This is a genomic window from Hyphomicrobiales bacterium, from assembly GCA_030688605.1.
Taxonomy (GTDB): domain Bacteria; phylum Pseudomonadota; class Alphaproteobacteria; order Rhizobiales; family NORP267; genus JAUYJB01.
The window spans coordinates 1-24,599 of record JAUYJB010000104.1; the positions used below are offsets into that span (position 1 = coordinate 1).

General features: G+C 65.3%; 19 protein-coding genes. 10 read left to right on the top strand and 9 right to left on the bottom strand.

Features of this window, described 5'->3' with window-relative positions; genetic code table 11:
* Positions 1-237 precede the first annotated feature (237 nt).
* Positions 238-906, bottom strand: a complete 669-nt coding sequence (locus tag Q8P46_11225; protein MDP2620725.1) for a 2OG-Fe(II) oxygenase — start codon at positions 904-906, stop codon at positions 238-240.
* Between the two features lie 248 nt (positions 907-1,154).
* Here Q8P46_11225 and trxB point away from each other — a divergent pair, with 248 nt between their 5' ends.
* Together trxB and Q8P46_11235 are read left to right on the top strand one after the other, a co-directional pair.
* Entirely contained in the window at positions 1,155-2,126 is a 972-nt protein-coding gene (trxB, locus tag Q8P46_11230) for a thioredoxin-disulfide reductase (protein MDP2620726.1), read from the top strand.
* 39 nt (positions 2,127-2,165) lie between these two features.
* Entirely contained in the window at positions 2,166-3,056 is an 891-nt protein-coding gene (locus Q8P46_11235; protein ID MDP2620727.1) for a LysR family transcriptional regulator, read from the top strand.
* A gap of 701 nt (positions 3,057-3,757) precedes the next feature.
* Here the strand turns inward: Q8P46_11235 and Q8P46_11240 are convergent.
* Complete coding sequence (locus tag Q8P46_11240) at positions 3,758-5,221, bottom strand: catalase (protein ID MDP2620728.1); 1,464 nt, start codon at positions 5,219-5,221, stop codon at positions 3,758-3,760.
* Positions 5,222-5,318: 97 nt separating this feature from the next.
* Here Q8P46_11240 and Q8P46_11245 point away from each other — a divergent pair, with 97 nt between their 5' ends.
* Positions 5,319-6,263: a LysR substrate-binding domain-containing protein gene (locus Q8P46_11245; protein ID MDP2620729.1), complete on the top strand. Its 945-nt coding sequence runs from the start codon at positions 5,319-5,321 to the stop codon at positions 6,261-6,263.
* Here the strand turns inward: Q8P46_11245 and Q8P46_11250 are convergent.
* From Q8P46_11250 to Q8P46_11270, 5 genes are all read right to left on the bottom strand, one after another.
* Positions 6,240-9,725, bottom strand: coding sequence for an indolepyruvate ferredoxin oxidoreductase family protein (locus tag Q8P46_11250; protein MDP2620730.1), 3,486 nt, complete (start codon positions 9,723-9,725; stop codon positions 6,240-6,242). The genes Q8P46_11245 and Q8P46_11250 overlap by 24 nt on opposite strands.
* Before the next feature lie 37 nt (positions 9,726-9,762).
* The gene (locus Q8P46_11255) at positions 9,763-11,379 is read right to left on the bottom strand and encodes a TRAP transporter large permease subunit (protein MDP2620731.1); all 1,617 of its coding nucleotides are present in this window, start codon (positions 11,377-11,379) and stop codon (positions 9,763-9,765) included.
* A complete protein-coding gene (locus Q8P46_11260; protein ID MDP2620732.1) occupies positions 11,376-11,924 on the bottom strand; it encodes a TRAP transporter small permease subunit in 549 nt (182 codons plus the stop codon). Before Q8P46_11260 ends, Q8P46_11255 begins: the two co-directional genes overlap by 4 nt.
* 80 nt (positions 11,925-12,004) lie before the next feature.
* Complete coding sequence (locus tag Q8P46_11265; GenBank protein MDP2620733.1) at positions 12,005-13,093, bottom strand: TRAP transporter substrate-binding protein; 1,089 nt, start codon at positions 13,091-13,093, stop codon at positions 12,005-12,007.
* Between the two features lie 184 nt (positions 13,094-13,277).
* On the bottom strand, positions 13,278-13,958 hold the full coding sequence (locus tag Q8P46_11270) for a haloacid dehalogenase type II (GenBank protein ID MDP2620734.1): 681 nt from the start codon (positions 13,956-13,958) through the stop codon (positions 13,278-13,280).
* Positions 13,959-14,411: 453 nt separating this feature from the next.
* Here Q8P46_11270 and Q8P46_11275 point away from each other — a divergent pair, with 453 nt between their 5' ends.
* From Q8P46_11275 to Q8P46_11305, 7 genes are all read left to right on the top strand, one after another.
* On the top strand, positions 14,412-15,548 hold the full coding sequence (locus Q8P46_11275) for a TRAP transporter substrate-binding protein (protein ID MDP2620735.1): 1,137 nt from the start codon (positions 14,412-14,414) through the stop codon (positions 15,546-15,548).
* 82 nt (positions 15,549-15,630) lie between these two features.
* Complete coding sequence (locus Q8P46_11280; GenBank protein MDP2620736.1) at positions 15,631-16,272, top strand: TRAP transporter small permease subunit; 642 nt, start codon at positions 15,631-15,633, stop codon at positions 16,270-16,272.
* On the top strand, positions 16,269-18,368 hold the full coding sequence (locus tag Q8P46_11285) for a TRAP transporter large permease subunit (GenBank protein ID MDP2620737.1): 2,100 nt from the start codon (positions 16,269-16,271) through the stop codon (positions 18,366-18,368). Before Q8P46_11280 ends, Q8P46_11285 begins: the two co-directional genes overlap by 4 nt.
* 9 nt (positions 18,369-18,377) lie before the next feature.
* The gene (locus Q8P46_11290) at positions 18,378-19,721 is read left to right on the top strand and encodes an amidase (protein MDP2620738.1); all 1,344 of its coding nucleotides are present in this window, start codon (positions 18,378-18,380) and stop codon (positions 19,719-19,721) included.
* A gap of 55 nt (positions 19,722-19,776) precedes the next feature.
* A complete protein-coding gene (locus tag Q8P46_11295; GenBank protein MDP2620739.1) occupies positions 19,777-19,965 on the top strand; it encodes a hypothetical protein in 189 nt (62 codons plus the stop codon).
* 55 nt (positions 19,966-20,020) lie between these two features.
* A complete protein-coding gene (gene ggt, locus Q8P46_11300) occupies positions 20,021-21,742 on the top strand; it encodes a gamma-glutamyltransferase (GenBank protein MDP2620740.1) in 1,722 nt (573 codons plus the stop codon).
* A 142-nt stretch (positions 21,743-21,884) separates the two neighbouring features.
* Positions 21,885-22,184, top strand: coding sequence for a hypothetical protein (locus tag Q8P46_11305; protein MDP2620741.1), 300 nt, complete (start codon positions 21,885-21,887; stop codon positions 22,182-22,184).
* On the opposite strand, the gene egtD is transcribed toward Q8P46_11305, so the two are convergent.
* Both egtD and egtB read right to left on the bottom strand, forming a co-directional pair.
* Positions 22,185-23,171 carry an L-histidine N(alpha)-methyltransferase gene (egtD, locus tag Q8P46_11310; protein ID MDP2620742.1) on the bottom strand — a complete coding sequence of 329 codons (987 nt, stop codon included), beginning with the start codon at positions 23,169-23,171 and terminating at the stop codon, positions 22,185-22,187.
* Positions 23,171-24,466 (bottom strand): ergothioneine biosynthesis protein EgtB, encoded by a 1,296-nt coding sequence (egtB, locus tag Q8P46_11315; protein ID MDP2620743.1) that lies wholly within the window; start codon positions 24,464-24,466, stop codon positions 23,171-23,173. The genes egtD and egtB overlap by 1 nt, the downstream gene beginning before the upstream one ends.
* Between the last annotated feature and the right edge of the window lie 133 nt (positions 24,467-24,599).

A 24,599-nucleotide genomic window follows, 5' to 3' on the forward strand; every position in this document is an offset into this window, starting at 1 on the left:
TGCTCGCGTTCCTCCGCGCTCAGCCGCACCACATATTTCTTTACCGCAATGTCCTTTCCAGCCATGTTCGCCTCCGTCGCTCGAACCGCGACCAAAGCGAATCATCAAATCCTTTCAAATTGGTTGAAGCGGGCGACTAGACCGAAATCCACCGCATCTGAACCGGATTTCGGTCCCATCTGTCTGGTTGAGCATGTTCTACTCGCATAACCGGCGCCCGCTATTGCGGAACACGCTCTATGCCGCAGCGGCCAAGACCGGCGTGTGGGGAAAGCACAACTGCTCGCGCGCGCGCCACTCGTTGGTCACGTAATTAACGATGATCGACTTGCGGACGCCCCCGATCGGTCGCTTCCTGAAACCGTGCCAGGTGCGATCCGACGGCACGAAGCCCAGCGCCGTATTGGGCACGAAAGGCACCGTCACCGCCCACGAGCCGGGGTCGGCATAGAGATCCGTTCCAAGCTCGGTGTGGTTCGGCTCGTCCGACAGATAGGCGAGCAGGGTGTAGCGCTTGACACCGATGTCGGTATGCGGCTCAAGCCAGAAGCCGTCGACGTCCTGGACATATTCGACGCGCAGGAACGTTCCCCTCAAGTCGGTGCCGAAGACCGCCTCCACCGCCGCGACCACCGCGCAGTCCTGCAACGCCGCGGCGACATCGCGGCATACGGCGTAACGCTCCTGGTTCTCCGGGTCGAAATAGACGCGGGTGGCATTGTGGGCTTCCCTGGTGCCCGACACGCCGTCAAGGTCCGGGGCGGCAAACGGCAGCGCCCGCAGCGCCGCGGCCGTGTCGGCGGGAAACAGATGCTTCAGAATCCAATGCCGAAACGGCCTTTCGTGCCGCTCGGCCGCGTCGAGGGCCTTGACGAATTCGCGGCCGATATCGGCTTGCGTTGCCATCCGTGCTCCACACCCCAGCGCCCGGCCTTGGCGGAAAACCGCTCGGTTCATCGTCACGCTTGCAGGGATGATGGAGCGCCGCCACCCGATCGGCCGAGTATTGCATCGAACGGCCGGCGAAAGCCACCCCCCGGAAATCCGCGCGGCGGCGCGCCGGGGCACTTTTCGAAAAGTCATTGTCCGTACGTCCCGCTGCGCTACATAACAGTCCGGAATTTGCAACCGGAGCATGATTCTCGAAGACCGCCATGAGCAGCACGCAGACCATTCACGAGAAACTCATCATCCTCGGGTCGGGGCCGGCCGGCTACACCGCCGCCATCTATGCGGCGCGCGCAATGCTCGAGCCGCTGCTGATCGCCGGCATCCAGCCCGGCGGCCAGATGACCATCACCACCGACGTCGAGAACTATCCGGGCTTTGCCGAGGTGGTCCAGGGGCCGTGGCTGATGGAGCAGATGCGCGCCCAGGCCGAGCATGTGGGCACCCGCATCGTCTCCGACCACGTCGCCGCCGTCGACCTCAAGCGCCGCCCGTTCCGGCTCACCGGCGATTCGGGACAGGAGTTTAGCTGCGATGCGCTGATCATCTGCACCGGCGCCCAGGCGCGCTGGCTCGGCCTAGATTCCGAGGAACGCTACAAGGGCCACGGCGTGTCCGCCTGCGCCACCTGCGACGGCTTCTTTTACCGCGGCAAGGAGGTGCTCGTCGTCGGCGGCGGCAACACCGCGGTCGAGGAGGCGCTGTTCCTGACAAATTTCGCCGAGAAGGTGACGCTGGCGCACCGGCGCGACGGCCTGCGGGCGGAGAAGATCATGCAGGAGCGGCTGTTCAAAAACCCCAAGATCACGGTGAAGTGGGACGCGGTGCTCGAGGAGGTGATCGGCGGCGGGGAGACCGCCGGCGTCACCGGGGCGCGGCTGAGGAACGTCAAGACCGGCGCCACCGAGGAGGTCGCCGTCGACGGCGTCTTCATCGCCATCGGCCATGCGCCGGCGACCGAGCTCTTCAAGGGGCAGCTCGAAATGAAGCCGAGCGGCTATCTGATCACCGCGCCCGACTCGACGGCCACCAGCGTGCCCGGCGTGTTCGCCGCCGGCGACGTCACCGACGACATCTTTCGCCAGGCCGTCACCGCCGCCGGAATGGGCTGCATGGCAGCGCTCGAGGCGGAGAAATATCTGGCCGCGCTCGAAGCCGAAAGCGAGGCCGCCGAATAGCGGCGGCGCCGACGGCGAACACAGGGAGCCAAGCCGCTCATGGACTGGGACCGGGTGCGAATCTTCCACGCCGCCGCGGACGCCGGCAGCTTCACCAAAGCCGGCGAGGAACTCAATCTCAGCCAGTCGGCCGTCAGCCGCCAAGTCGGCGCGCTCGAGCAAGAGCTGAAGGTGCCGCTGTTCCACCGCCACGCCCGCGGTCTGATCCTCACCGAACAGGGCGAGCTTCTCTACCGCGCCGCCCACGATGTCGTCTCCAAGCTCGAATCGGCCCAGACCATGCTGCTCGATTCGCGCGAGAAACCCTCCGGCGAGCTGCGGATAACGACCACGGTCGGCCTCGGCTCGAACTGGCTGACGCCGCGCGTCAAGGAGTTCGTCGATCTCTATCCGGACATCCATCTGCGGCTGATGCTGCACGACGAGCAGCTCGACCTGTCGATGCGCCAGGCCGACGCGGCGGTCTGGTTGCGCAAGCCGACCCAGCCCGACCTCATCCAGCGCAAGCTGTTCACCGTGCATTTCCACATCTACGCCTCGCCGGATTATCTGAAGCGTTTCGGCACGCCGACCACCATCGCCGATCTCGACAAGCATCGCATCATGGCCTTCGGCATGCCGGTGCCCAACTATCTGGAGGAGCTCAACTGGCTTGAAAAGCTCGGCCGGCCGGAGGGCAGCCCGCGCACGCCGACCCTGTGGGTCAACAATACCCACGCGCTGCGCCGGGCCGTCGAGCGGGGAATCGGGCTCGCCATCCTGCCCGACTATCTGATCCGCGAAGACTCTCCCCTCGTGCAGGTGCTGCCCGACGCCGCCATGCCGGAGTTCGACTCTTATTTTGTCTATCCGGAGGAAATGCGTGAGTCCAAGCGGCTGATGGTGTTTCGGGATTTCTTGATATCCAAGGCGAGAACCTGGTCGTTCTAGGCTGAAATCAAGGAAATATTCAGCGTTGCTGGAGGGCCGCTGCGGCGCACTGCCATGCGTTTTATGCATAACTGATATGCGCCCTGCTCGGTTGTTCGCCCCATTGCCCGAATGCATATAAATAAATGCTGGAAACAGCCAATGAAGGCTAAAATTCCTCCCTCCCTGAATTGAAGCCTTCGGAGTTCAGCCGTTTGCCTTCCCTCTGGCAAACGGAGCGTTTGTGCTTTCCCCCAAAAGCGCAACGGAAAGACCTCGGCCGGGCTCTTCGGAGCCCGGCCTTTTGTTGGCCTCCACCCGGCCGCCGCTTTGCCGCCACGTCCCCATTTCGTCATTACCGCGCTTGAGCATGCAATCCATCGGGCGGTGCCACACCCCCATCCAGCTTCGGCTAAGCTTGTGCTTCGCACTCGCCGACCCTGCATCCCTCCCCCGTCAAGGGGGGAAGCTTGGCTTGGGGCTTCTTTTGCCTGTCCTCGGGATCACCGAAGGCGACACCCGGGGAGGCAAGACCCCGGGAACCACTCATCGCCTCTTGCGCGCCGCTCCTCGGTATGAGGGAAAGGTTTTGTCTTTGGAAACGTTGATCCTCGTGGTGGTGAGGAGGACCCGCAGGGTTCGTCTCGAACCATGAGCCCCGCAAAAAACGGCCGCGCGGAGGGGGCCGCGCGACCGGCAGTCTTAAGCGAGGGCTTCGAGCCTTATTCGGCGGCCTCCAGGACCTTAAGCCCGAGCGCCCCGGCGACGCCCTCGCCATAGGCCGGGTCGGCCTTGGCGCAATGGGCGATCTGGCGGCGGACGATCTCCTCCGGCACGCCGGCCATCGCTGCCGCCGTGTTCCGGAACAACCGCTCCTGCTGCTCCGGTGTCATCAGCCGGAACAGGTCGCCGGGCTGCTTGTAGTCGTCATTGCCCTGGCGATGGTTATAACGGTCGGCGAAATCGGCCGGCAGCTTCAGCGGCGGCTCCCTGTAGGCGGGATCCTCGGCCGCGCCGTTGAAGGAATTGGGCTCGTAAAAGGCGTCGACATTGCCGGTCAGTCCCTCGAAGAACCGCATCGGCCCGTCCTTGTGATAGTGGTGCACCGGGCAGCGGGGACGGTTCACCGGAAGCTGCTCATAGTGGGTGCCGAGCCGGTAGCGGTGGGCATCGGCATAGGAGAAGATGCGCGCCTGCAGCATCTTGTCCGGTGACCAGGAGATGCCGGGGACCACGTTCGACGGCGAGAACGCCAGAAGCTCGATCTCCTGGAAATAGTTCTCCGGATTGCGGTTGAGCTCCAACACGCCGACGTCGATCGGCGGATAGTCCGCATGCGGCCAGACCTTGGTCAGGTCGAACGGGTTGTACCAGTGCTTGTCGACGTCCTCCTCGGGCATGATCTGGACCTGCAATTTCCATTTCGGAAAATCGCCCTTCTCGATCGCCCCGAACAGCGCCTCCTGGAAGGATTCGCGGCTCTTGCCGACGATCTCGGCGGCTTCCGCGTTGGTGTAGTGCTTATGGCCCTGCCGGGTCTTGAAGTGGAACTTGACCCACACCCGCTCATTCTTGTCATTGATCAGCGCATAGGTGTGGCTGCCATAGCCGTTCATGTGCATCGGCGAGACCGGCAGGCCGCGGTCCGACATCAGGATGGTCACCTGATGCAGGCTTTCCGGCGACAGCGACCAGAAGTCCCACATCGCCGTGTTGGAGCGCAGATTGGTCTGGGGATGGCGCTTCTGGGTGTGGATGAAATCCGGGAACTTGTAGGGGTCGCGCACGAAGAAGACCGGCGTGTTGTTGCCGGCGAGATCCCAATTGCCCTCCTCGGTGTAGAACTTCAGCGCAAAGCCGCGCACGTCGCGTTCGGCGTCGGCCGCGCCAGCCTCGCCGGCGACGGTCGAGAAGCGGGCGATCATGTCGGTCTTGGCGCCCGGCTGCAGGCACTTGGCCTTGGTGTATTTCGAGATGTCGCCGGTGATGGTCAGCGTGCCATGGGCGCCCCAGCCCTTGGCGTGGACGGTGCGCTCCGGGATGCGCTCGCGGTTCTGGTGCGCGAGCTTCTCGATGAGCTGGTAGTCCTGAATGAGGACCGGACCGCGCGCACCCGCGGTAAGCGAATTCTGATTGTCGCCGACCGGCGCGCCGGCGGTGGTGGTCAATTGCGGTCGTTTGGCCATCTCTGTCTCCTCTTTTCTCTTGGCGATGGGCACAACATGCCGGGGCTGCGGAATAAGTTCAAATAGAAGTTTTTGTTGATTGTGATAAGATAATCTTATGACGCAATTCTCCCTACGGCAGCTCCGCTACCTTCAAGCGCTCGCGCATGCAGGTCATTTCGGTCGTGCCGCGCAGGCCTGCCACGTGACCCAGCCGGCGCTGAGCATGCAGGTGCGTCAATTGGAAGATATGCTCGGGGTCGAGCTATTCGAACGGGCGCCTGTCCGCGTCACGTTGACACACGCGGGCAAGGAGGTGCTGCGCCGGGCAGACGAAATCCTGACCAAGAGCCAGGACCTGATGGATTTCGCCCGCCACGCCCAGGGGGTGCTGGTCGGCGAGCTCAAGCTCGGCATCATCCCGACCATCGGCCCTTATCTTTTGCCCGATGCGCTCGAGAAGATTGGGCAGCTCTATCCCGAGCTTTCCTTAAGGCTGCGCGAGACCCAGACGTCGGTGCTGATCGAGGAGCTTGTCCAGGGGCAGCTCGATGTCGTGCTCGCCGCCCTGCCGGTCACTGGCGGAGAGCTCGCGGAGGCGGCGCTGTTTGAGGACCGCTTTCTGCTGGCGGTGCCGGCCGGCCACCCGCTCGCGGGAAGGGCGGCGACGGATCTTAAATGCGTCGAAGGCGAGCGTCTGCTTCTGCTCGAGGAGGGGCACTGCTTCCGCGACCAGGCGCTCAGCTATTGCGCCCAGGCCGACCCGGCCACGACCGCCGGCTTCGGCGCCGCCAGCTTCGCCACCATCCTGCAAATGGTCGCCAGCGGCTATGGCGTGACGCTGCTGCCGGAAATGGCGGCGGCAAGCGAGGTGGGCGGGCGGCAGGGCATCTCAGTGTTGCGCTTTGCCGCGCCACAGCCGCGCCGCGTCATCGGCCTTGTCTGGCGCAAGAGCTCGCCGCGCCGCGCCGACTTTTCAGCGCTTGGCGCGCTCGTCGTCGATATCGCCCGCGAGCATGGGTGGGAACCGTCGGTCGTTTCACCCCGCGGCGGTGGCGCGTAGGGACGAGGCAGCCGATGGCTCATCGGCCGCGCCGGCTCCCCTGAAGGCCGCAAGAAGCCTTGCCCGCTCGGCCTCATAACCGGCGGCGGCCGCCTGCTTGACCGGGCCGAAGCCGCTGATCTTTTCCGGCAAGGCGGCCAGAGCGATGGCGCCGGCATGGGTTTCAGACGAAAGGCTTGCGATGATTTCGTCAAGCATCGCTTCATAGTCGCCGAGAAGCCGCCGCTCCAGGCGCCGCTCCGCCGACCAGGCGAACATGTCGAACGGTGTGCCGCGCAGAGCCTTGCCTTTCGCGAGCAGCCTGAAGAGGGCGAACATCCACGGGCCGAAGGCGCGCTTGCGCGGCCGTCCGGTCGCAGGGTCTGGCCGCGCGAAGAGCGGCGGCGCCAGATGGAACTTGAGCCTGTAGCCGCCGGTGAAGGTCGCAGCCAGGGAACGCGCGAAGGCGCCGTCGGTATAAAGCCGCGCCACCTCATACTCGTCCTTGTAGGCCATCAGCTTGAACAGCGACCGGGCGACCGCCTCGGCGAAGCGGTCCGATCCGGGCATGACCTTGGCTTCCGCCGCCCGCGCGGCCTCGACCCGGCGGCAATATTTGTCGGCATAGGCGGCATCCTGATAGGCGGTCAGGAACTCGACGCGCCGGGCGATGAGCGCATCGAGACTTTCGGGCTCTGCCCGTTGCGGCGGCCCGACGCGCCGTTTGACCCTGGCCAAGTCATGCGCCGCCCGCCGCCCCCACGAGAAAGCCGAGCGGTTCATCTCGACGGCAACACCGTTGAGCGCGATCGCCTCGTCGATTGCCGTCGGCGCGACCGGGAGCAGGCCCTTCTGCACCGCGTAGCCGAGCATGAACAGATTGGTGGTGATGGAATCGCCGGTCAGGGCGGCTGACATATGGGTCGCATCGATGAAATCGGCCCTGCCCTTGCCGACGCGGCCCGCGATCGCCGCCTTCAATTCGGCCGTGGGCAGCTCGTAGTCGGCCTGCTGGGTGAAAACCGCCGGCATCAGCTCGTGGGTGTTGACGATGGCGCGGGTGCGCGGGCCCGCCGCCATCAGGATCTTGGCCGAGGCCGAGGTGACGAGGTCGCAGCCGATGACGAGGTCGGCGGCGCCGTCGGGGACGCGGATCGCGTTGATGTCCGGCGGCCGGGCGGCGATCTTCAGATGGGTGGCGACGCCGCCATTCTTCTGCGAGATCCCGGTCATGTCGATGAGGCCCGCGCCCTTGCCCTCAAGATGCGCGGCCATGGCGAGTATCGCTCCGACGGTGACGACGCCGGTGCCGCCGACGCCGGTGATGAGAATCGCGTAAGGCGCATCGAGCGCGGCCGGCTTCGGCTCCGGCAGCGCCGCGAACGCCTCGTCTTCCCTGACCGGCGCGGGTGCTGCCAGCGCGCCGCCCTCGACCGTGACGAAGCTCGGGCAGAAGCCGTCTAGGCAGGAGAAATCCTTGTTGCAGATCGACTGCTCGATGCGCCGCTTGCGGCCGAACGGCGTCTCGAGCGGCTGGATGGCAACGCAGTTCGACTGGAGGCCGCAATCGCCGCAGCCCTCGCACACCTCCGCATTGATGAACACGCGCCGGGCGGGATCCGGATAGGCGCCGCGCTTGCGCCGGCGGCGCTTTTCCGCCGCACAGGTCTGGTCGTAGATGAGGACGCTGACGCCGTCCTCGTCCATCAGCGCCTTCTGCACCGCGTCGAGATCGCGGCGGTGATGCACCATGGCCGATTTCGGCAAGCCCGCGCGGCTACGGTATTTCTCCGGCTCGTCCGAGACCACCGCGATGCGCCTCACCCCTTCGGCCTCGACCTGGTGGGCGATCGCCGGCACCGTCAGGCCGCCGTCGAGGCCCTGGCCGCCGGTCATCGCCACCGCGTCGTTGAACAGGATTTTGAAGGTCATGGTGACGCCGCTCGCCACCGCGGCGCGGATGGCGAGCGAGCCCGAATGACCGTAGGTGCCGTCGCCGACCTGCTGGAAGATGTGCCGGCGGCTGGAAAACGGCGCCTCGCCGATCCAGTTCGCCCCCTCCCCGCCCATCTGCGTCGCCCCCTCGACGCGGCGCCCGGGGATCGCCTGCACCATCCAGTGGCAACCGATGCCGGCATAGCCGCGCGCGCCCTCGGGGATGATCGTGGCGACATTGTACGGGCAGCCGGCGCAGAAATAGGCGATGCGCGTGGCGATGTCGGGCAGACCGTCGAGACCGGCGGCGGCGCGCCTGACGGCGGCAAGGCCGGCCATGACCGCGTCATCGCCGCCGCGGGCAAGCAGCCGCTCGCCGAGGGCAACGGCGATCTGGTGCGGCTCGAGCGTGCCGTAGGAGGGAAACAGGGGCCGGCCGTTCTCGTCGGACTTGCCGATGATCGCCGGCGCGTTCGGCTTGCCGTAGAGCTCGTCGCGCATCTGCGTCTCGATCAGCGCGCGCTTCTCCTCGACGACGATGACGAGATCGAGCCCGCGGGCGAAGTCGGCGACGATCCCGCCATCCAGCGGCCACACCATGCCGACCTTGAGAAGGCGCAGGCCGAGCCGGGCGGCGGCGGCCTCGTCGATGCCGAGGCAATCGAGGGCGGCGCACGTGTCGAGATAGCTCTTGCCGGTGGCGATGACGCCGATCTTGGGCGCGGCGCCGCCATCCATCACGATCCGGTTGAGGGCGTTTTCGCGGGCAAAGGCGATCGCGGCCTCGCGCTTATGGGTGTGCAGCCGGCGCTCCTGCTCCACCCGGTCGTCGCCGGGGCGGATGTTGAGCCCGCCCGGCGGCATCCTGTAACCGTCGGGACGCTTGATCGCGATGCGGTCGAGGGAGCCGTCGACGACCGCGGTCGATTCGACATTGTCGTGGACGCACTTGACCCCGACCCAGAGGCCGGAAAAGCGCGACAGGGCAAGCCCGAGGATGCCGAAATCGAGAATCTCCTGGACGCCGGCCGGGTGCAGCACCGGGATCATCGCGTCGATCAGCGCGAACTCGCTGTGGTGGGCGACGGTGGAGGATTCCGCACCGTGGTCGTCGCCGGCAAGCACCAGCACGCCGCCATGCCTGGAGGTGCCGGCCATGTTGGCGTGGCGGAAGGCATCGCCGGAACGGTCGACGCCCGGCCCCTTGCCGTACCACATGCCGAACACCCCGTCATAGCGGCCCTCGCCGCGCATCTCCGCCTGCTGGGCGCCGAACAGGGCGGTTGCCGCCAGCTCCTCGTTGAGGCCGGGCTGGAAGACGATGTTGCCGGCCTTGACAACCGGCCCGGCGCGCTCGAACTGCTGGTCGACGCCGCCGAGGGGCGAGCCGCGATAGCCGGTGACATAGCCCGCCGTGTCGAGCCCCGCGCGCTTGTCGCGCGCCTGCTGCATCAGCATCAGCCGCACCAGCGCCTGGGCGCCTGAAAGCAGCACCTGCCGCTTGGACAGATCGTATTTGTCGTCGAGCGACACGGCATTGAGCGTCATGGAGGCAAGCTTACAGCAATTCCGCCGACAAAGGGCTCTAACGCCCGTAGAGCGTCAGCGGCAGCCAGGTGGCCACACCCGGCAGGTACCAGATGACGATGAGGCCGAGAAGCTGAATGAAGACGAAGGGAACGATGCCGCGATAGATGTCCATGGTCTTGACGCTGTCCGGCGCCACGCCGCGCAGATAGAACAGGGCAAAGCCGAAAGGCGGCGTCAGGAACGAGGTCTGCAGGTTGATCGCCATCATGACGCCGAGCCAGACCGGACTCATCAGCTCTCCGTTCGGCATCTCCATCTGCAGGAGAATCGGCGAGACGATGGGCACGACGATGAAAATGATCTCCAGAAAATCGAGAAAGAAGCCCATGATGAACATCACGGCCATGACCAGCAGCATGGCCGTGATGACGCCGCCGGGCAGGCTGGTCAGGAACGCCTCGATCCACAGGTCGCCGCCGAAGCCGCGAAACACCAGGCTGAACATCTGCGCGCCGATCAGGATCACGAACACCATCGACGAGATCATGGTCGTCGATTCCATGACCGACACCAGCACCCGATCGTTCTTGCCGGTGCGGACCGCATAGACGCGCAGCACCGAAACGATCAGCCCGACAAGCAGTCCGACCGCAAGCACGACCGCCGCCGCGAAGGCGATCATCTCGTCCGTGGCGATGACGGTGCGTTGCATCCTGAGATCGTAGGCAATGGTCAGCGCCAGCAGCCCGGCCAGGCACACCCCGCCGAGCGCGATCAGCCGGCCGCGGCGCGGATCGAGCCTGTAGCCGGCGAGCATCGTGGCACCGATGGCCCCGACACCGGCGGCTTCCGTCGGCGAGGCCAGTCCGCCGAGGATCGAGCCGAGGACGGCGACGATCAGAATGATCGGTGCAAACAGTGCGCCGATGAGATGCCGGGCAAATCCCCAGCCGGAAACGTGGATCAGCTCGCCGCGCGGGATGGCTGGCGCCTCATTGGGCATTAGCGCCGCAAAAACCAACTGATAGACGATGTACATGCCAACGAGAATCAAGCCGGGAAACAGGGCGCCGGCGAACAGATCGTTCACCGACACCGTGTCGGGAGCGAAGATTCCCAATCCGAACTGCGCGTTCTGGAAGGCGACGGACAGCTGGTCGCCGAGCAGCACCAGCACGATCGACGGCGGGATGATCTGCCCCAGCGTGCCGGAGGCGGCGATCGAGCCGCAGGCAAAGCTCACATTATAGCCGCGGCGGATCATGGTCGGCAGCGACAACAGGCCCATGGTGACGACGGTGGCGCCGACGATGCCGGTCGAGGCGGCGAGCAGCGCACCGACGACGCACACCGAATAGGCGAGCCCGCCGGGAAGCGGACCGAACGCCCGGCCCATATTGTCGAGCAGCTCCTCGGCGATCTTGGAGCGTTCGAGCATCACCCCCATGAACACGAACAGCGGCACCGCGACCAGCACCTCGTTGGTCATGGTCGAGAAGATGCGCTGCGGGAAGGCGGTCAGGAAGGAGAGGTCGAAAATGCCGAGGAAATAACCGAGAAAGGCGAACGCCGCGGCCGATCCGGCGAGCGTGAACGCGACCGGAAAGCCAAGCAGCAACAGGCCGCAGGCGACGATGAACATGACCACGCAGAGCAGTTCGGGCGCAATCATGCCTCGATCCCCGGCCCGTCGGCGCTGGCCTTGTAGTCGCCGGTCTCGCCGCGCAGATAGCGCAGCGCCCGCGCGACGAGGGCGATGCCCTGCAGCCCGACGAGAAACGCGAAGACCCAGAGCATCGTCTTCAGGAGATAGATGAACGGCAGGCCGCTGATCTCGGTTGAGCCTTCAAAGATGCGCCAGGAGTTGGTGACATAGCCCCAGGACAGCACGACGGTCAGGATGCAGATGGGAATGAGGAAGAAGAGGCTGCCCCACAGATCGACCAGTGCCCTGGCCCTGGGCGTGGTGGAATTGTAGAAGATGTCGATGCGCACATGGCCGTCATGCATGAGCGTGAAGCCGGCGCCGGCCATGAACAGAATGCCGTGCAGATACCAGATCGATTCCTGCATCGGGATGAAGCCGACGGCGAAGACATAGCGCAGGATCACGACGACGAACTGGATCAACGCCATCAGCAATGCGAGCCAGGCGATCGTCCGCCCAACCGCGCGATTGACGCGGTCGATGGCCTCGATGATCGCTGCGAGCGTCAACACCGCATCCTCCGAGCCGGCCGGCGCGACAAGGCCCGCGGCCGGCCGTCGTCACGACCGGCCGCGTGAAAACTGCCCGATCAGAACGTGGTGAGGGCGCGCTTGTTCATGTAGCTCTGGTCGGACAGCTCCGACCAGGCCACTACCTTCTTGCGGAAGTCGAGGAAGCTCTCATAGACCTTTTTGGTCATCGGATCGGTGGCGCCGGCCGCCGCCAGGACGTCCTTGGCCGCCGCGCCCATGCCGCGATAGATGTCGTCGGAGAACTCGACCAGCTCGACGCCGTGTTTGGTTATCAGTGTTTCCAGCGCCTGGGTGTTGTTGGCGTTGAACTCGGCGAGATTGTAGTTGTTCTCGGCCAGCGCGGCGTGCTCGAAGATCGCCTTGTCGGTTTCCGACAGGCCGTCCCAAACCTTGCGCGAGACGCCGAGGCTGAGCAACGAGCCCGGCTCGTGGAAGCCCGGATAGTGGTAGAACTTGACGACCTTGTACAAGCCGAAGGCGAGATCGTTCCACGGCCCAACCCATTCGGCGGCGTCGACCGTGCCGGCCTGCAGGGCAGGCAGGATCTCCGCGCCGGCCAGCGTCACCGAGGTGCCGCCGAGCGCCTTGATGACGTCGCCCGCGAGGCCGGGGATGCGCATCTTCAGGCCTTTGAAGTCCTCGAGGCTGCGCATCGGCTTGTTGAACCAGCCGCCCATCTGCGAACCGGTATTGCCGCACGGCAGATGCTTGATGCCGAACGCGCCGCCGATCTCGTCCCACAGCGCCTGGCCACCGCCATGGTGAACCCAGGCGTCGATTTCGTCGGGTCGGAAGCCGAACGGCACCGCGGTGAAGAAGGAATAGCCCGTCACCTTGCCCTGATAGTAATAGTCGGCCGAATGATAAAGATCGGCGGTGCCCTCCTGGACCGCGTCGTGGCATTTGAGCGGATGCACCAGCTCGCCGCCGGCGAAAACCCGGATCCTGTAGCGGCCCTCGGTCGCCTTTTCGATCCGCTGGCCGAACCGCTCCGCCGCGGTGCCCAGGCCGGGAAAGTTTTTCGGCCACGATGTGACCATTTTCAGCTCTGTGCCGCCTTGCGCGATGGCCGGCGCGGTCAGAGCGGACGCCGCCACGGCGCCGGTCGCAAGGCCGGCCTTCTTGAGAAAACTGCGACGGTCCATGAAACTTCCTCCCACGTTGAATAAGCCCACACGACTGAGCCGTTATCCCCCTGACACCCTTTGGCGTCGCTGCGCCCCTTTTTCGACGACGGCTTGAAGGCTTTGGCGCGTCGCCATTAAAGGCCCATGAGGGGCCGAGCACAAGCCCAGTCGAGGAACGCCTTCGGCCTGTCCTGTTAAGGGGTTATGCGGCGAGCAGCGGCGGCAGGGCGTCAAGCCCTTTGATCACCGCGCCGGGTTTGCCCGGAAGCCTCTCGGGCTTCTGGCCGAAGCGGTTCAGCCAGGCGACCCGCAAACCGAAATGCGCCGCGCCGGCGGCGTCCCAGCCATTGGCGGAGACGAAGCAGAGCTGATGCGGTTCGACCGCGAATCTGTCGGCGGCCATGCGGTAGACCCGCGGGTCGGGCTTGTAGACGCCGACATCCTCCACCGACAGGACCGCGTCGAGGGCATCGCCGATGCCGGCCGATGCAACGGCGGAGCTAAGCATGTGCGGGCTGCCGTTCGACAGGATCGCGGTTTTGAACCCGCGACGCTTCAGCTCATCAAGCGCCGGCGCCACGTCCGCGTAGGCGTCAAGCGTCAGATAGGCCTGCATCAATTCATGGTGAATGGCGGCATCGTCGATGCCGTTGAGACCGAGCGCATAGTCGAGCGCCTCGCCGGTCACCTGCCAGAAATCGGCATGGGCGCGCATCAGGCTGCGCAGCCAGGTATATTGCAGCTGCTTGTCGCGCCAGGCGCTGGAGACGGTTTGAGCCTTGTCGCCGAGCGATTCGGCCACCCGGCCGACCAGCGAATGGACGTCGAACAAGGTGCCGTAGGCGTCGAACAGGCAGGCTTTGACGTTGGCAAACCCGGTCATGGCAGGCACGCCTCCCGTCTTCGGACCCGGATGGCTTTTCGCTTCATGAGCGGCCCCCTTCCCCTTTTCCGCCACGGCGCGCCGACCCGGCCCCAATGCCGCATACGGACGCGCAACGGCATCGCCGCCATTCGCAGGGCAGTGGAAAAACATATTTTCCTTTTGCGAGAAATGTTGCATGAAAATACCCATAGTGCGCTCCGAATGGGTTTTTTTAGCGCAAGAAGCAGTCCGTCCACTGCATTGGGCTTGCGCCGACAGCAGAGTTTGGCCACAGTCCAAGAAAGGGAGGGTAGCCTTGGCATCGACATTCCGCGACTTGCTTGCGACAATGTCACCGGTTGAAAATCTCGTTCAAACCAGATGTCTAGTGCCCTCTAGCTTGGGTTCCGGTAGCATCGGAAGAATCTGACCGCAGTGGATTGGAAAGCCGATAAGGGAGGATTTAGAGATATGGTTACAGCCAAGAAATCCAAAGTATCACGCCGCAAGTTTCTGAAGGGCGGCGCGATTGCCGCCGGCGCCGCCGCCGGCACGCTCGCCATGCCGGCAGTCGTTACCGCGCAGGCACCCGTCGTTTGCAAAATGCAGACGTCCTGGCCTGCTTCGGACATCTGGATGGACTTCGCCCGGGAGTATGTCGAGCGCGTCGAGAAGATGTCCGGCGGCCGGCTCAAGGTCGATCTACTGAGCGCCGGTGCCGTGGTCGGCGCCTTTCAGGTGCTCGACGGCGTCAATGACGGCGTACTCGACGCGGCGCACACGGTGCCGGTCTACGGGTACGGCAAGCACAAGGCGGCTTCGCTGTTCGGTACCGGCCCGGTTTGGGGCGGCACTGCCCTGAACATGCTGGCCTGGTTCTACCAGGGCGGCGGCAAGGAGCTCTACAAGGAGCTGACCCAGGACATCATGGGGCTGAACGTTTACGGCTTCTACGGCTTCCCGATGCCGGCCCAGCCGTTCGGGTGGTTCAAGAACCCGGTGACGACGGTGGCGGAAATTCAAGGCTTCAAGTACCGCACGGTCGGCCTCGCCGCCGACCTGATGCAGAAGATGGGCATGAGCGTCGCGCAGCTTCCCGGCGGCGAAATCGTGCCGGCCATGGAGCGGGGCGTGATCGACGCCTTCGAGTTCAACAACCCGTCGTCCGACATGCGCTTCGGCTCCCAGGACGTGGCCAAGCACTATCTTCTCTCCTCTTATCACCAGGCGAGCGAGTCGTTCGAGTTCCTGTTCAACAAGGACTTCTTCGACGGCTTGCCGGAAGACCTGCAGGCGATCCTGCAATACGGCGTCGAGGCGATTACCATGTCGAACACGGCGCTGGGGCTCGACAACTACTCGAAGGACCTCGAGACGCTGCAGAAGGACAACGGCGTCACCGTGCATCGCACGTCGAAGGAAATCCTCGACGCCGAGCTCAAGGCCTGGGACGAGCTTATCGCGGAGCTGGAGAAGGACGACTTCATGAAGCGCTGCATGGACAGCCAGCGCGCGTGGGTGGAACGGACCGTGTTCTACGAACTCATGAACTCGCCCGACTATGCGCTCGCCTACGAGCACTACTTCCCGGGCAAGCTGAAGCTCTGACCCGCGGCAAGCTTCCACATCGCGATCCGGCGGCCTTAATGCGGGCCGCCGGGTCGTTGCTTGAATATGCGGAACCCCCCCCATGATGCGCTATATCATGATCGCTGATCGCGTCTCGGCGTGGTTTGGCAAGGCCTTCGCCTGGACGATCATCGTCATGACGTTCGGGACCGCCTACGAGGTCTTCGTCAGATACATCCTCAACGACCCGACGGCCTGGGCGTTCGACGTTTCGTATGTCATGTACGGCACGCTGTTCATGATGGGGGGTGCCTATACGCTTTCGCGCGACGGTCACGTGCGGGGAGATTTCGTCTACCGGCTGTGGAAGCCCCGCACGCAGGCCAAGGTCGAGCTGGTTCTCTACATGATCTTCTTTTTCCCCGGCGTCACCGCCCTGGTGCTCGCGGGCTGGAAATACGCGGCGCGCTCGTGGCGTTTTCTCGAAGTCAGCGTCAGCAGCCCCGCCGACGTCCCGGTGTTTCAGTTCAAGACGATCATGGTCGCCGCCGCCATTCTCCTCTTCTTCCAGGGCATCGCCCAGGTCATGCGCTGCATCGTCTGTCTGCGCACCGGCAAGTGGATGCGCCCCGCCGAGGATGTCGAGGAGATCGAAGCCAGACTGCTCAAGGAGCATGAACTCGAGATGCTGCGTCATGGGACGGAAGCGGTCGATGTGCTGACCGACCGTCGGGCAGAGCCTGAGGAGAGGCGCGAGCGATGACCGATCCGCAGGTCGCCTTGACAATGCTCGGGGTCTTCATCTTCATCATCCTGCTGGGCTTCCCTATTGCCTTCACCCTGGTCGCGATGGGCGTCGGCTTCGGCTACTACGCCTATTTCGACGCCGGCCGCATGTGGCGCGCTTTCAACCGGGCCGTCGAGGCCGGCGCGGATCCCTCGACACTGACGGAGACCTGGATCGGCGGGTTTTTCAATAACCGGATATTCGACCTTCTGGTCAACCAGACCTACTCGGTCATGTCGAATGACGTGCTCACCGCGGTGCCGCTGTTTCTGTTCATGGGCTACATCGTCGAGCGCGCCAACATTATCGATCGTCTGTTCTACACCCTGAACATCGCCTCCCGCCGCATGCCCGCCTCCATGGCGATCGCGGCGCTGACGACCTGCGCATTGTTCGCCACCGCGACGGGCATCGTCGGCGCCGTGGTGACGCTGATGGGCCTGCTCGCCTTTCCGGCCATGCTCAAGGTGCGCTACAATACGAGCTTCGCGGCGGGCGTCATCTGCGCCGGCGGCTGCCTCGGCATCCTGATCCCTCCGTCGATCATGCTGATCGTCTACGCGGCAACGTCCAGCGTCTCGATCGTCCAACTCTATGCCGGCGCGATGATCCCGGGCTTCCTACTCGCCGGCATGTACATCATCTATGTTATCGCGCGGGCATGGTTCGACCCGACGCTCGCCCCCAAGCCCAGGGCGGAGGAGACCGCGCACCTGACGGGCGAGCAGATCTTCACCATGCTGCTGGCCTCCTTCTTCCCGCTCGCCTTCCTGATTCTGTCGGTTCTCGGCGCCATATTGTTTGGACTTGCCACGCCCTCCGAGGCGGCGTCCATTGGCGCCCTTGGCGGCCTCGTGCTCGCCTCGCTCTATCAGCTCAACTTCTATTTTTCCGGCACCGCAGCGCCACCGCCTTGGAGCCGGATGCGGCTCGATGGCAAGGCTTGGAATTGGGTCGCCCTCGTCGGCACCGGCGCTTATGGCGCTGTTGCGACGCTGGCCGTTGTCACATTCTTCGGCGTCTTTTTCGGCTTCTCCGGACAAATCACTGGCTGGCCGCCAGGCGTGTGGATCGTGGTCGCCATCGTGCTGATGGCTTTGTTCCGCATTGCCTTTGACCCCATCGTTGCGGTCTTCGCCGCCCTCTCCCGGCCCAGCCCGGCGCATCACATGTTGTGGCTCACCCTAAAGACTTCGGCGTATGTTCTGATCGCCACGCCGCTGGTCAAATTGGCCCTGTGGAGCCTTGGTCTTTCCGTGCCCGTATTATCGGCGTTGCTGGACTTCGCCATAACCTGGTCGGGGTTCGCTGTCGGCCTGTCGGTGCTCACCCTGGTTGTCTCGACGGCCATGCTGTGGGTCATCGAGGCCGGTCTTGGCGGCGGCATCGAGAACAAGTTCATCAAGCTGTCCGGCGCCGGCGCGTTTGCCGGGCTGGCTCTCGCCGCCCTCTACTATTTCGCGATCCAGCCCTATCTGCCCAACAATGACACGACCTTGCGCGTTCTCGACCTTGGCATGCTGTTCGGCGCTCCTTTCGCCGGCGCCGTGCTCGGCGTGCGCTGGCAGGGTCTGAGCGAATCCGTCTATCTGACGGTGCGCACCACGGCCATGGTGTGCTGGCTGTTCGTCGGCTCGTGGACCTTTTCCTCGGTGTTTTCCTATCTTGGCGGCGAGCAGCTCATCAGCGACTTCGTGCTCGGCCTCGATCTTTCACCGATCATGTTCCTGATCATCGCCCAGATCATCATCTTCCTGCTCGGCTGGCCGCTGGAATGGTCGGAGATCATCATCATCTTCGTGCCGATCTTCCTGCCGCTGCTGCCGCATTTCAACATCGATCCCCTGTTCTTCGGCATCCTCATCGCGCTCAACCTGCAGACCTCGTTCCTGACACCGCCGATGGCCATGGCGGCCTATTACCTGAAGGGCGTCTCGCCGCCCGGGGTGGAGCTGGTGCAGATCTTCAAGGGAGTGATGCCTTACCTCGCCATCATCGTCCTGGCCATGGCGATCCTTTATATCTTCCCGGGCATCGCGATGTGGCTGCCTGAGCAGTTCTACGGCCGTTAGGCCTTTGTCATGAAGGTCGATCTCGCGGACCTCAGCGCGGCGCAGCTTGCGCCCAAGCTCGCTTCCGGCGAGGTGCGAGCGGTCGAGCTCGTCGAAGCCTGCCTCAAGCGCATCGCCGAGCGCGACGGCGATGTCGAGGCCTGGGCCTATCTCGACCCGGACCACGCCCGCGCTCAGGCAAACAGCCGCGACGAACAGCGTCAGGCCGGCCGGCCGATCGGGCCGCTGCACGGCCTTCCGGTCGGCGTCAAGGACATCTTCGATACCGCCGACATGCCGACGGAGAACGGCACCGTGCTGCACCGCGGCCGCCAGCCGAGCGAGGATTCAACCGCCGTGGCGCTGCTCCGCCAGGCCGGCGCCATCATTCTCGGCAAGACGGTGACCACGGAATGCGCCCTCATGCATCCCGGCAAGACCAGGAACCCGCATGACGCCGCGCATACGCCGGGCGGCTCCTCGTCGGGCTCCGCGGCCGCCGTCGCCTCGGGCATGGCGCCGCTGGCGGTCGCCAGCCAAACCAACGGATCGGTGATCCGGCCGGCATCCTATTGCGGCATCTTCGGCCTCAAGCCGACCCACGGCCTGATCCCGCGCACCGGCGTCTTCGCCCAGTCCCGTTTTCTCGACACGATCGGCGTTTACGGCCGCTCGGTGGCCGATCTGGCGCTGCTCGGCGAAACACTGATGCGCTACGACGCGCGCGACCCGGATTCTAAGCCGCGCCCGGCCCCGCCCTTGCGCACGATCGCCGCCGAGGCGCCGCCCGTGAAGCCGGCCTTCGCCTTCGTCAAGACTCCGGTCTGGGACAAGGCCGACGGCGACACCCAGGAGGGCTTTGCGGAACTCGCCGCCACGCTCGGCGAGCAATGCGACGAGGTGGCGCTGCCGGACATCTTCGCCGACGCCTGGGACTGGCACCGCAGGATCATGTTCGCCGACATCGCCAAGAGCTTGGCGGGGCTCTACGAGCGCGGCCGCGACCAGCTTTCCGAAAGCCTGCGTGGCATCATCGAGGAGGGCCGCGAGGTCAGGGCGGTCGCCTATGCGGCAGCCATGGACTGGCGCGCGGTGCTGAATGCGGGGCTCGACGAGATCTTCTCCCGTTACGACGCCGTCATCACGCCGGCTGCGACCGGCGAGGCACCCGATAGCCTCGACACGACCGGCGATCCGACCTTCTGCACCTTGTGGACCTTTTGCGGAACGCCGGCCGTCTCGCTGCCGCTGCTCGTCGGTGGCCACGGACTGCCGATCGGCGTGCAATTGGTCGGGCAGCGCGCCAACGACGCCCGGCTGCTGCGCGCCGCCGCCTGGCTGGTCGATCGTCTCAACGAACAGGAAGTGACATGACGGACTTGCGAGAACGCGATAGACTTGCCCTCGCCGAACCTTCAAGGACGCCATCATGACGACCGACAGACTGCTTGCCTTTCTCAGCCTTGCCGGCTTCTTCGCCTTCCTGGCCGTTACCGTGGCGTTTGTTAAGGAGTTCGACCTGTTCGTTGTTCTCACCCTCGCATTCGCCATGGCGGCTTTCGATTTCTGGAGGACCATGGCTCGCACGAACGCCAAGAACAACGGTGGCTCCTCGTAACGACGCACGCTTCCCGAGATCCGTCGTCGGGATCGCAAGGGCAACTCGGACATTCTTGATCGCAGCAGGGCTGGCCTATGCCCTTGGCGGCCCGATGCCGGTCGCCGCGCAGACCTACCGCGCCGCGCTGGAGCCTCAAGGCGCGGCAGGCCCGGCGGCCTCAGCCGAGCGATTCATGGTCGCCGCCGCCCATCCGCTGGCCGCACGCGCCGGCCGCGCCGTCCTGCGCCGCGGCGGCAATGCACTCGACGCGGCGGTCACCGTGCAGATGATCCTTAACGTCGTCGAGCCGCAATCCTCCGGCATCGGCGGCGGCGGTTTCCTGCTCTACTGGGACGCTGAGGAGCGCAAGCTCTACACCTATGACGGCCGCGAGACGGCGCCGGAAGCAGCCCGAGAGAACCGCTTCCTTAAGCCCGACGGAAGCCCGATGCGCTGGCCCGACGCGGTCGGCAAGGGCCTTTCGGTCGGCGTGCCGGGGGTGGTCGCCTTGCTGGCGGCAGCGCACGAGCGGCATGGGCGGCTTGCCTGGGCGGCGCTGTTCGACGACGCGATCGTGCTTGCCCGCGACGGCTTCGGCGTCTCGCCGCGTCTCAATGCGTTGCTGGCGGAGACAGGCGCAGAGGCATTTTCGCTGCCGGCGCGGGAACTGTTTTTCGACGCCGACGGCGAGCCCTGGCCGCTCGGTCATGTGCTGAAGAACCCGGCGCTCGCCGCGACCTTTGAGCTCATCGCCCGCGACGGCGCGCAGACCTTCTATGCCGGGCCGATCGCCGGCGACATCCTCGCCGCGTTGGCCGCCGGCGATGAACCGAAAAGCGAAATGAGCGCCGCCGATCTTGCCGGCTATGCCGCTAAGCCGCGCAAGGCCGTCTGCGTGCCCTACCGGGCAATGCGCGTTTGCGGCATGGGCCCGCCCTCCTCGGGCGGGCTTACGGTGGCGCAGACGCTGACGATGCTCGACGGCTTCGATCTCGGGCCGCAGCCGAGCGCGCGCGCCGTCCACCTGATCGCCGAAGCCGAAAAACTTGGCTTCGCCGACCGCAACCGCTACATGGCCGACGATGACTTCGTGCCGGTGCCGGACGGGCTCATCGATCCCAGCTATCTCGCCGAGCGGGCAGCGCTGATCGATCCGGAAAGGGCTTCCGGCCCCGCCGAGCCGGGCAGGCCGCCGAGCCGCCGGTCTGCGCCTTCCGGCCGCGACGCCACCGTCGAACAGCCCGGCACCAGCCACATTTCCATCGTCGACAACGACGGCAATGCGGTCTCCTATACGACCTCGATCGAGACCGCCTTCGGCTCACGCCTGATGGTCGGCGGCTTCCTGCTCAACAATCAGCTCACCGATTTCTCCTTTTCGCCCCAGGACGCCGCCGGCGACCCGATCGCCAATCGGCCGCAGGGCGGAAAAAGGCCGCGCAGCTCGATGGCCCCGACCATGGTCTTCGGCCCCGACGGCGCGCTCGACGCCGTGCTCGGCTCGCCGGGAGGCAGCCGCATCATCCTTTTCGCGGTCAAGGCGCTCGTCGCCTTGATCGACTGGGGCATGGACCCGCAGGCCGCCGCCGCGCTCGCCGCCTTCGGCAGCCGCAACGGGCCACTGGAGATCGAGGAAGGCACGGCCCAGGACTGGCTCGCAGCGGATCTCTCCGCCCGCGGCCATGACATCGCCCGTCCGGTCATGAGCAGCGGGCTCAACATCATCCGCGTTGCGCCGGAAGGGCTTCTCGGCGGCTCCGACCCGCGCCGCGAAGGCGTCGCGAGCGGCGACTGAGAACGCGCGGTCCGCGCGGCGGGCGCCCAGACAAAAATATTTCGCGACCGGCCTCGGCGCCTACTTGAACAGGCCCGCGGCGCATCCGACCTTATGACGCGGCGCGCCGATGCGCGCGATTTCGTGCCTTGCGAGGTGCATCATGGCCTTCCCCAAATCCGATCCCGCGGCGGCCTTGCCGAGGCCGCTCGTCGTCATCGCCTGGCTCAATGCGCTGGGCGTAACGGTCCTGGTCGCGACCGAACTCGTCATGCTTTCCATATCGCTCGACTGGGCGATCGCGGGACTTTTCCATTTCCAAATCGGCCTTACCTACGGCCTGATCGCTACCTCGTTTGCGGCAAGCGCGGCCGCGTCGTGGTACCTGTTCCGCCGCGCGTTGCAGACCGAGCGGCAGGCCATCGCGGCGTCCCAATCGGCACTTGATGCGGCCGACGCGTGATCAGGCCGGCTCGCCCTTCCCAAGCAGGTGAACGCTGAAGCGGCGCTCGCCGTCGGTCCAGGTGTGCAGCGGCGCGAAGCCGGCGGCGCGGGCAAGAAGGTGGAACTCGGGAATCGTGAATTTGTGCGAATTCTCGGTGTGGATGGTCTCGCCGGCGGCAAAGTCGAAGGTCCGGCCCGAGATGCGGACCCGTTGCGTCTTGAGGCTCTTGATGTGCATCTCGATGCGGCCGCGCCCCTCGTCGTAGCGGACATGATGGGCGAAGCCGGCCAAGTCGAAGTTGCCGCCGAGCCCGGCGTTGATTCGGTGCAAAAGATTGAGGTTGAATGCGGCGGTGACACCCGCGGCATCGTCATAGGCGCGGACGAGCGTGTTCGTGTCCTTTTTCAGATCGACGCCGATCAGCAGCATCCCCTCCTCGCCGACGACGCCAAGGACGCGCTCGAGGAACTGCAGCGCCTCGCGCGGCCGGAAATTGCCGATGGTCGAGCCGGGGAAGAAAGCCATCCGCTGGTGCCGCGCGACGGCCGCGGGCAGCACCACCTCGCCCATGAAGTCGGCGTGGACGGAGACGATTTCGAGGTCCGGGAAGTCGGCGGCCAGGGCCTGCGCCTCGGCGGTCAGCATCTCCTCGGAAATATCGATCGGGGCATAGAGTTTCAGCCCCTGCATCGCCTTGAGCAGGGTGCGGATCTTGCGGCTGGAGCCGGAGCCGAACTCGACCAGCGTGCCGATCTGCGGCGCCAGCGATGCAATCTCCGAGCCGTAGGTTTCGTAGATCTCGAGTTCCGCGCGGGTCGGATAATATTCCTCAAGCCGGGTGATCTCTTCGAACAGCTCCGAGCCGCGCTTGTCGTAAAAGAAGCGGCTCGGGATCGACTTTCGAGGCTGCGCGAGACCGGCGAGCACGGCGGCCCTGAAGCCTGAGCGCTCGGTGCCGTCGATCGCTTCCGCACCGCAGCGCGGTTTCAGCATCAACACGGTCATCAGCCGTCCTCGGCGAGCCGCAGACCCATGAACTGCCAGCGGTGATGGGGATAGAAGAAGTTGCGGTAGGTGCGCCGCACATGGCCGTCCGGCGTCGCGCAGGAGCCGCCGCGCAGCACCATCTGGTTGCACATGAACTTGCCGTTATATTCGCCGATCGCGCCGGCGGCCGGCTTGAAGCCGGGATAAGGCGTGTAGGGCGAGGACGTCCACTCCCAGAGATCGCCGAACATCTGCCGCGCGCCGCCGTCGGGATGACCGGCGGGCAGCGGGCGCAGATGGCCGGTTCCCACCGTGTTGCCGCTCTCCGGCAGGCCGGCGGCGGCCAACTCCCATTCGAACTCGGTGGCAAGCCTTTTCCCCGCCCAATGGGCGAAAGCGTCCGCTTCGTAATAGCTCACATGGCAGACCGGCGCCGCGTCCTCGATCGGTTGCAGGCCCCACAGGCCCATCTGTCGCCATTCGCCGTCGCGCTCCCGCCAGTAGAGCGGCGCCTTCCAACCCTCGGCCTTGACGGTGGCCCAGCCGTCCGACAGCCACAGCGTCGCCGTCTCGTAGCCGCCGTCCTGCATGAACTGAAGCCATTCCGCGTTGGTGATGAGCCGGTTGGACAGCCGGAACGGGCGCACCAGCGCCTCATGCGCCGGAACTTCATTGTCATAGGCAAAGCCCGAGCCTGCATGTCCGACGGTGACGACGCCACCGTCAAAGCTGCGCCAGCCGGCCTCGGCCGCCGTCCGGGGCAGGCTTTTCGGCGCCCCTTGCGCATAGGCGGGCTCGAGCGGGTTCTGGGCGAACAGGTGCAGAATGTCGGTCAGCAGCAGCTCCTGATGCTGCTGTTCGTGATTGATGCCAAGCTCGATCCGCTCGGCCACAAGGGCCGCCTCATTGCCGGAAACGCTCGAGGCGAGCTGCTCCAGCCTCTCATCCACATGCGCCCGATAGGCGCGGACCTCGTCGGCGCCGGGGCGCGTGATCATGCCGCGTTGCGGCCGGGGGTGGCGCGCGCCTTCGTGCTCGTAATAGGAGTTGAAGAGATAGAAATAGCGCTCGTCGAACGGCGCGTAGCCCGGCAGATGATCACGCAGCAGGAACGCCTCGAAGAACCAGGTGGTGTGCGCCAAGTGCCACTTTGCGGGGCTTGCATCGGGCATCGACTGGACGGTCTGGTCGCCGTCGGACAGGTGCTCGGCGAGAGAAAGGCTTTGCGCGCGCGTCGCAAACAGCCGTTCCAAGAGGTGCGTGTCGATCCCGCCGCGCGCCGGCGCGCTGACAGCGGTGCCCGTCGATGCCATTTCTCCGTCCTTTCTCAGCCCGCTACGCAATGGGGCATGGCCACGTCCTTTGCCCACATGCGGGCCGGCGCGGCAATCGCGCCAAGTATAGACGGCTCGCGTGACGAGACCACCGTCAGGGCAGGACGATCAC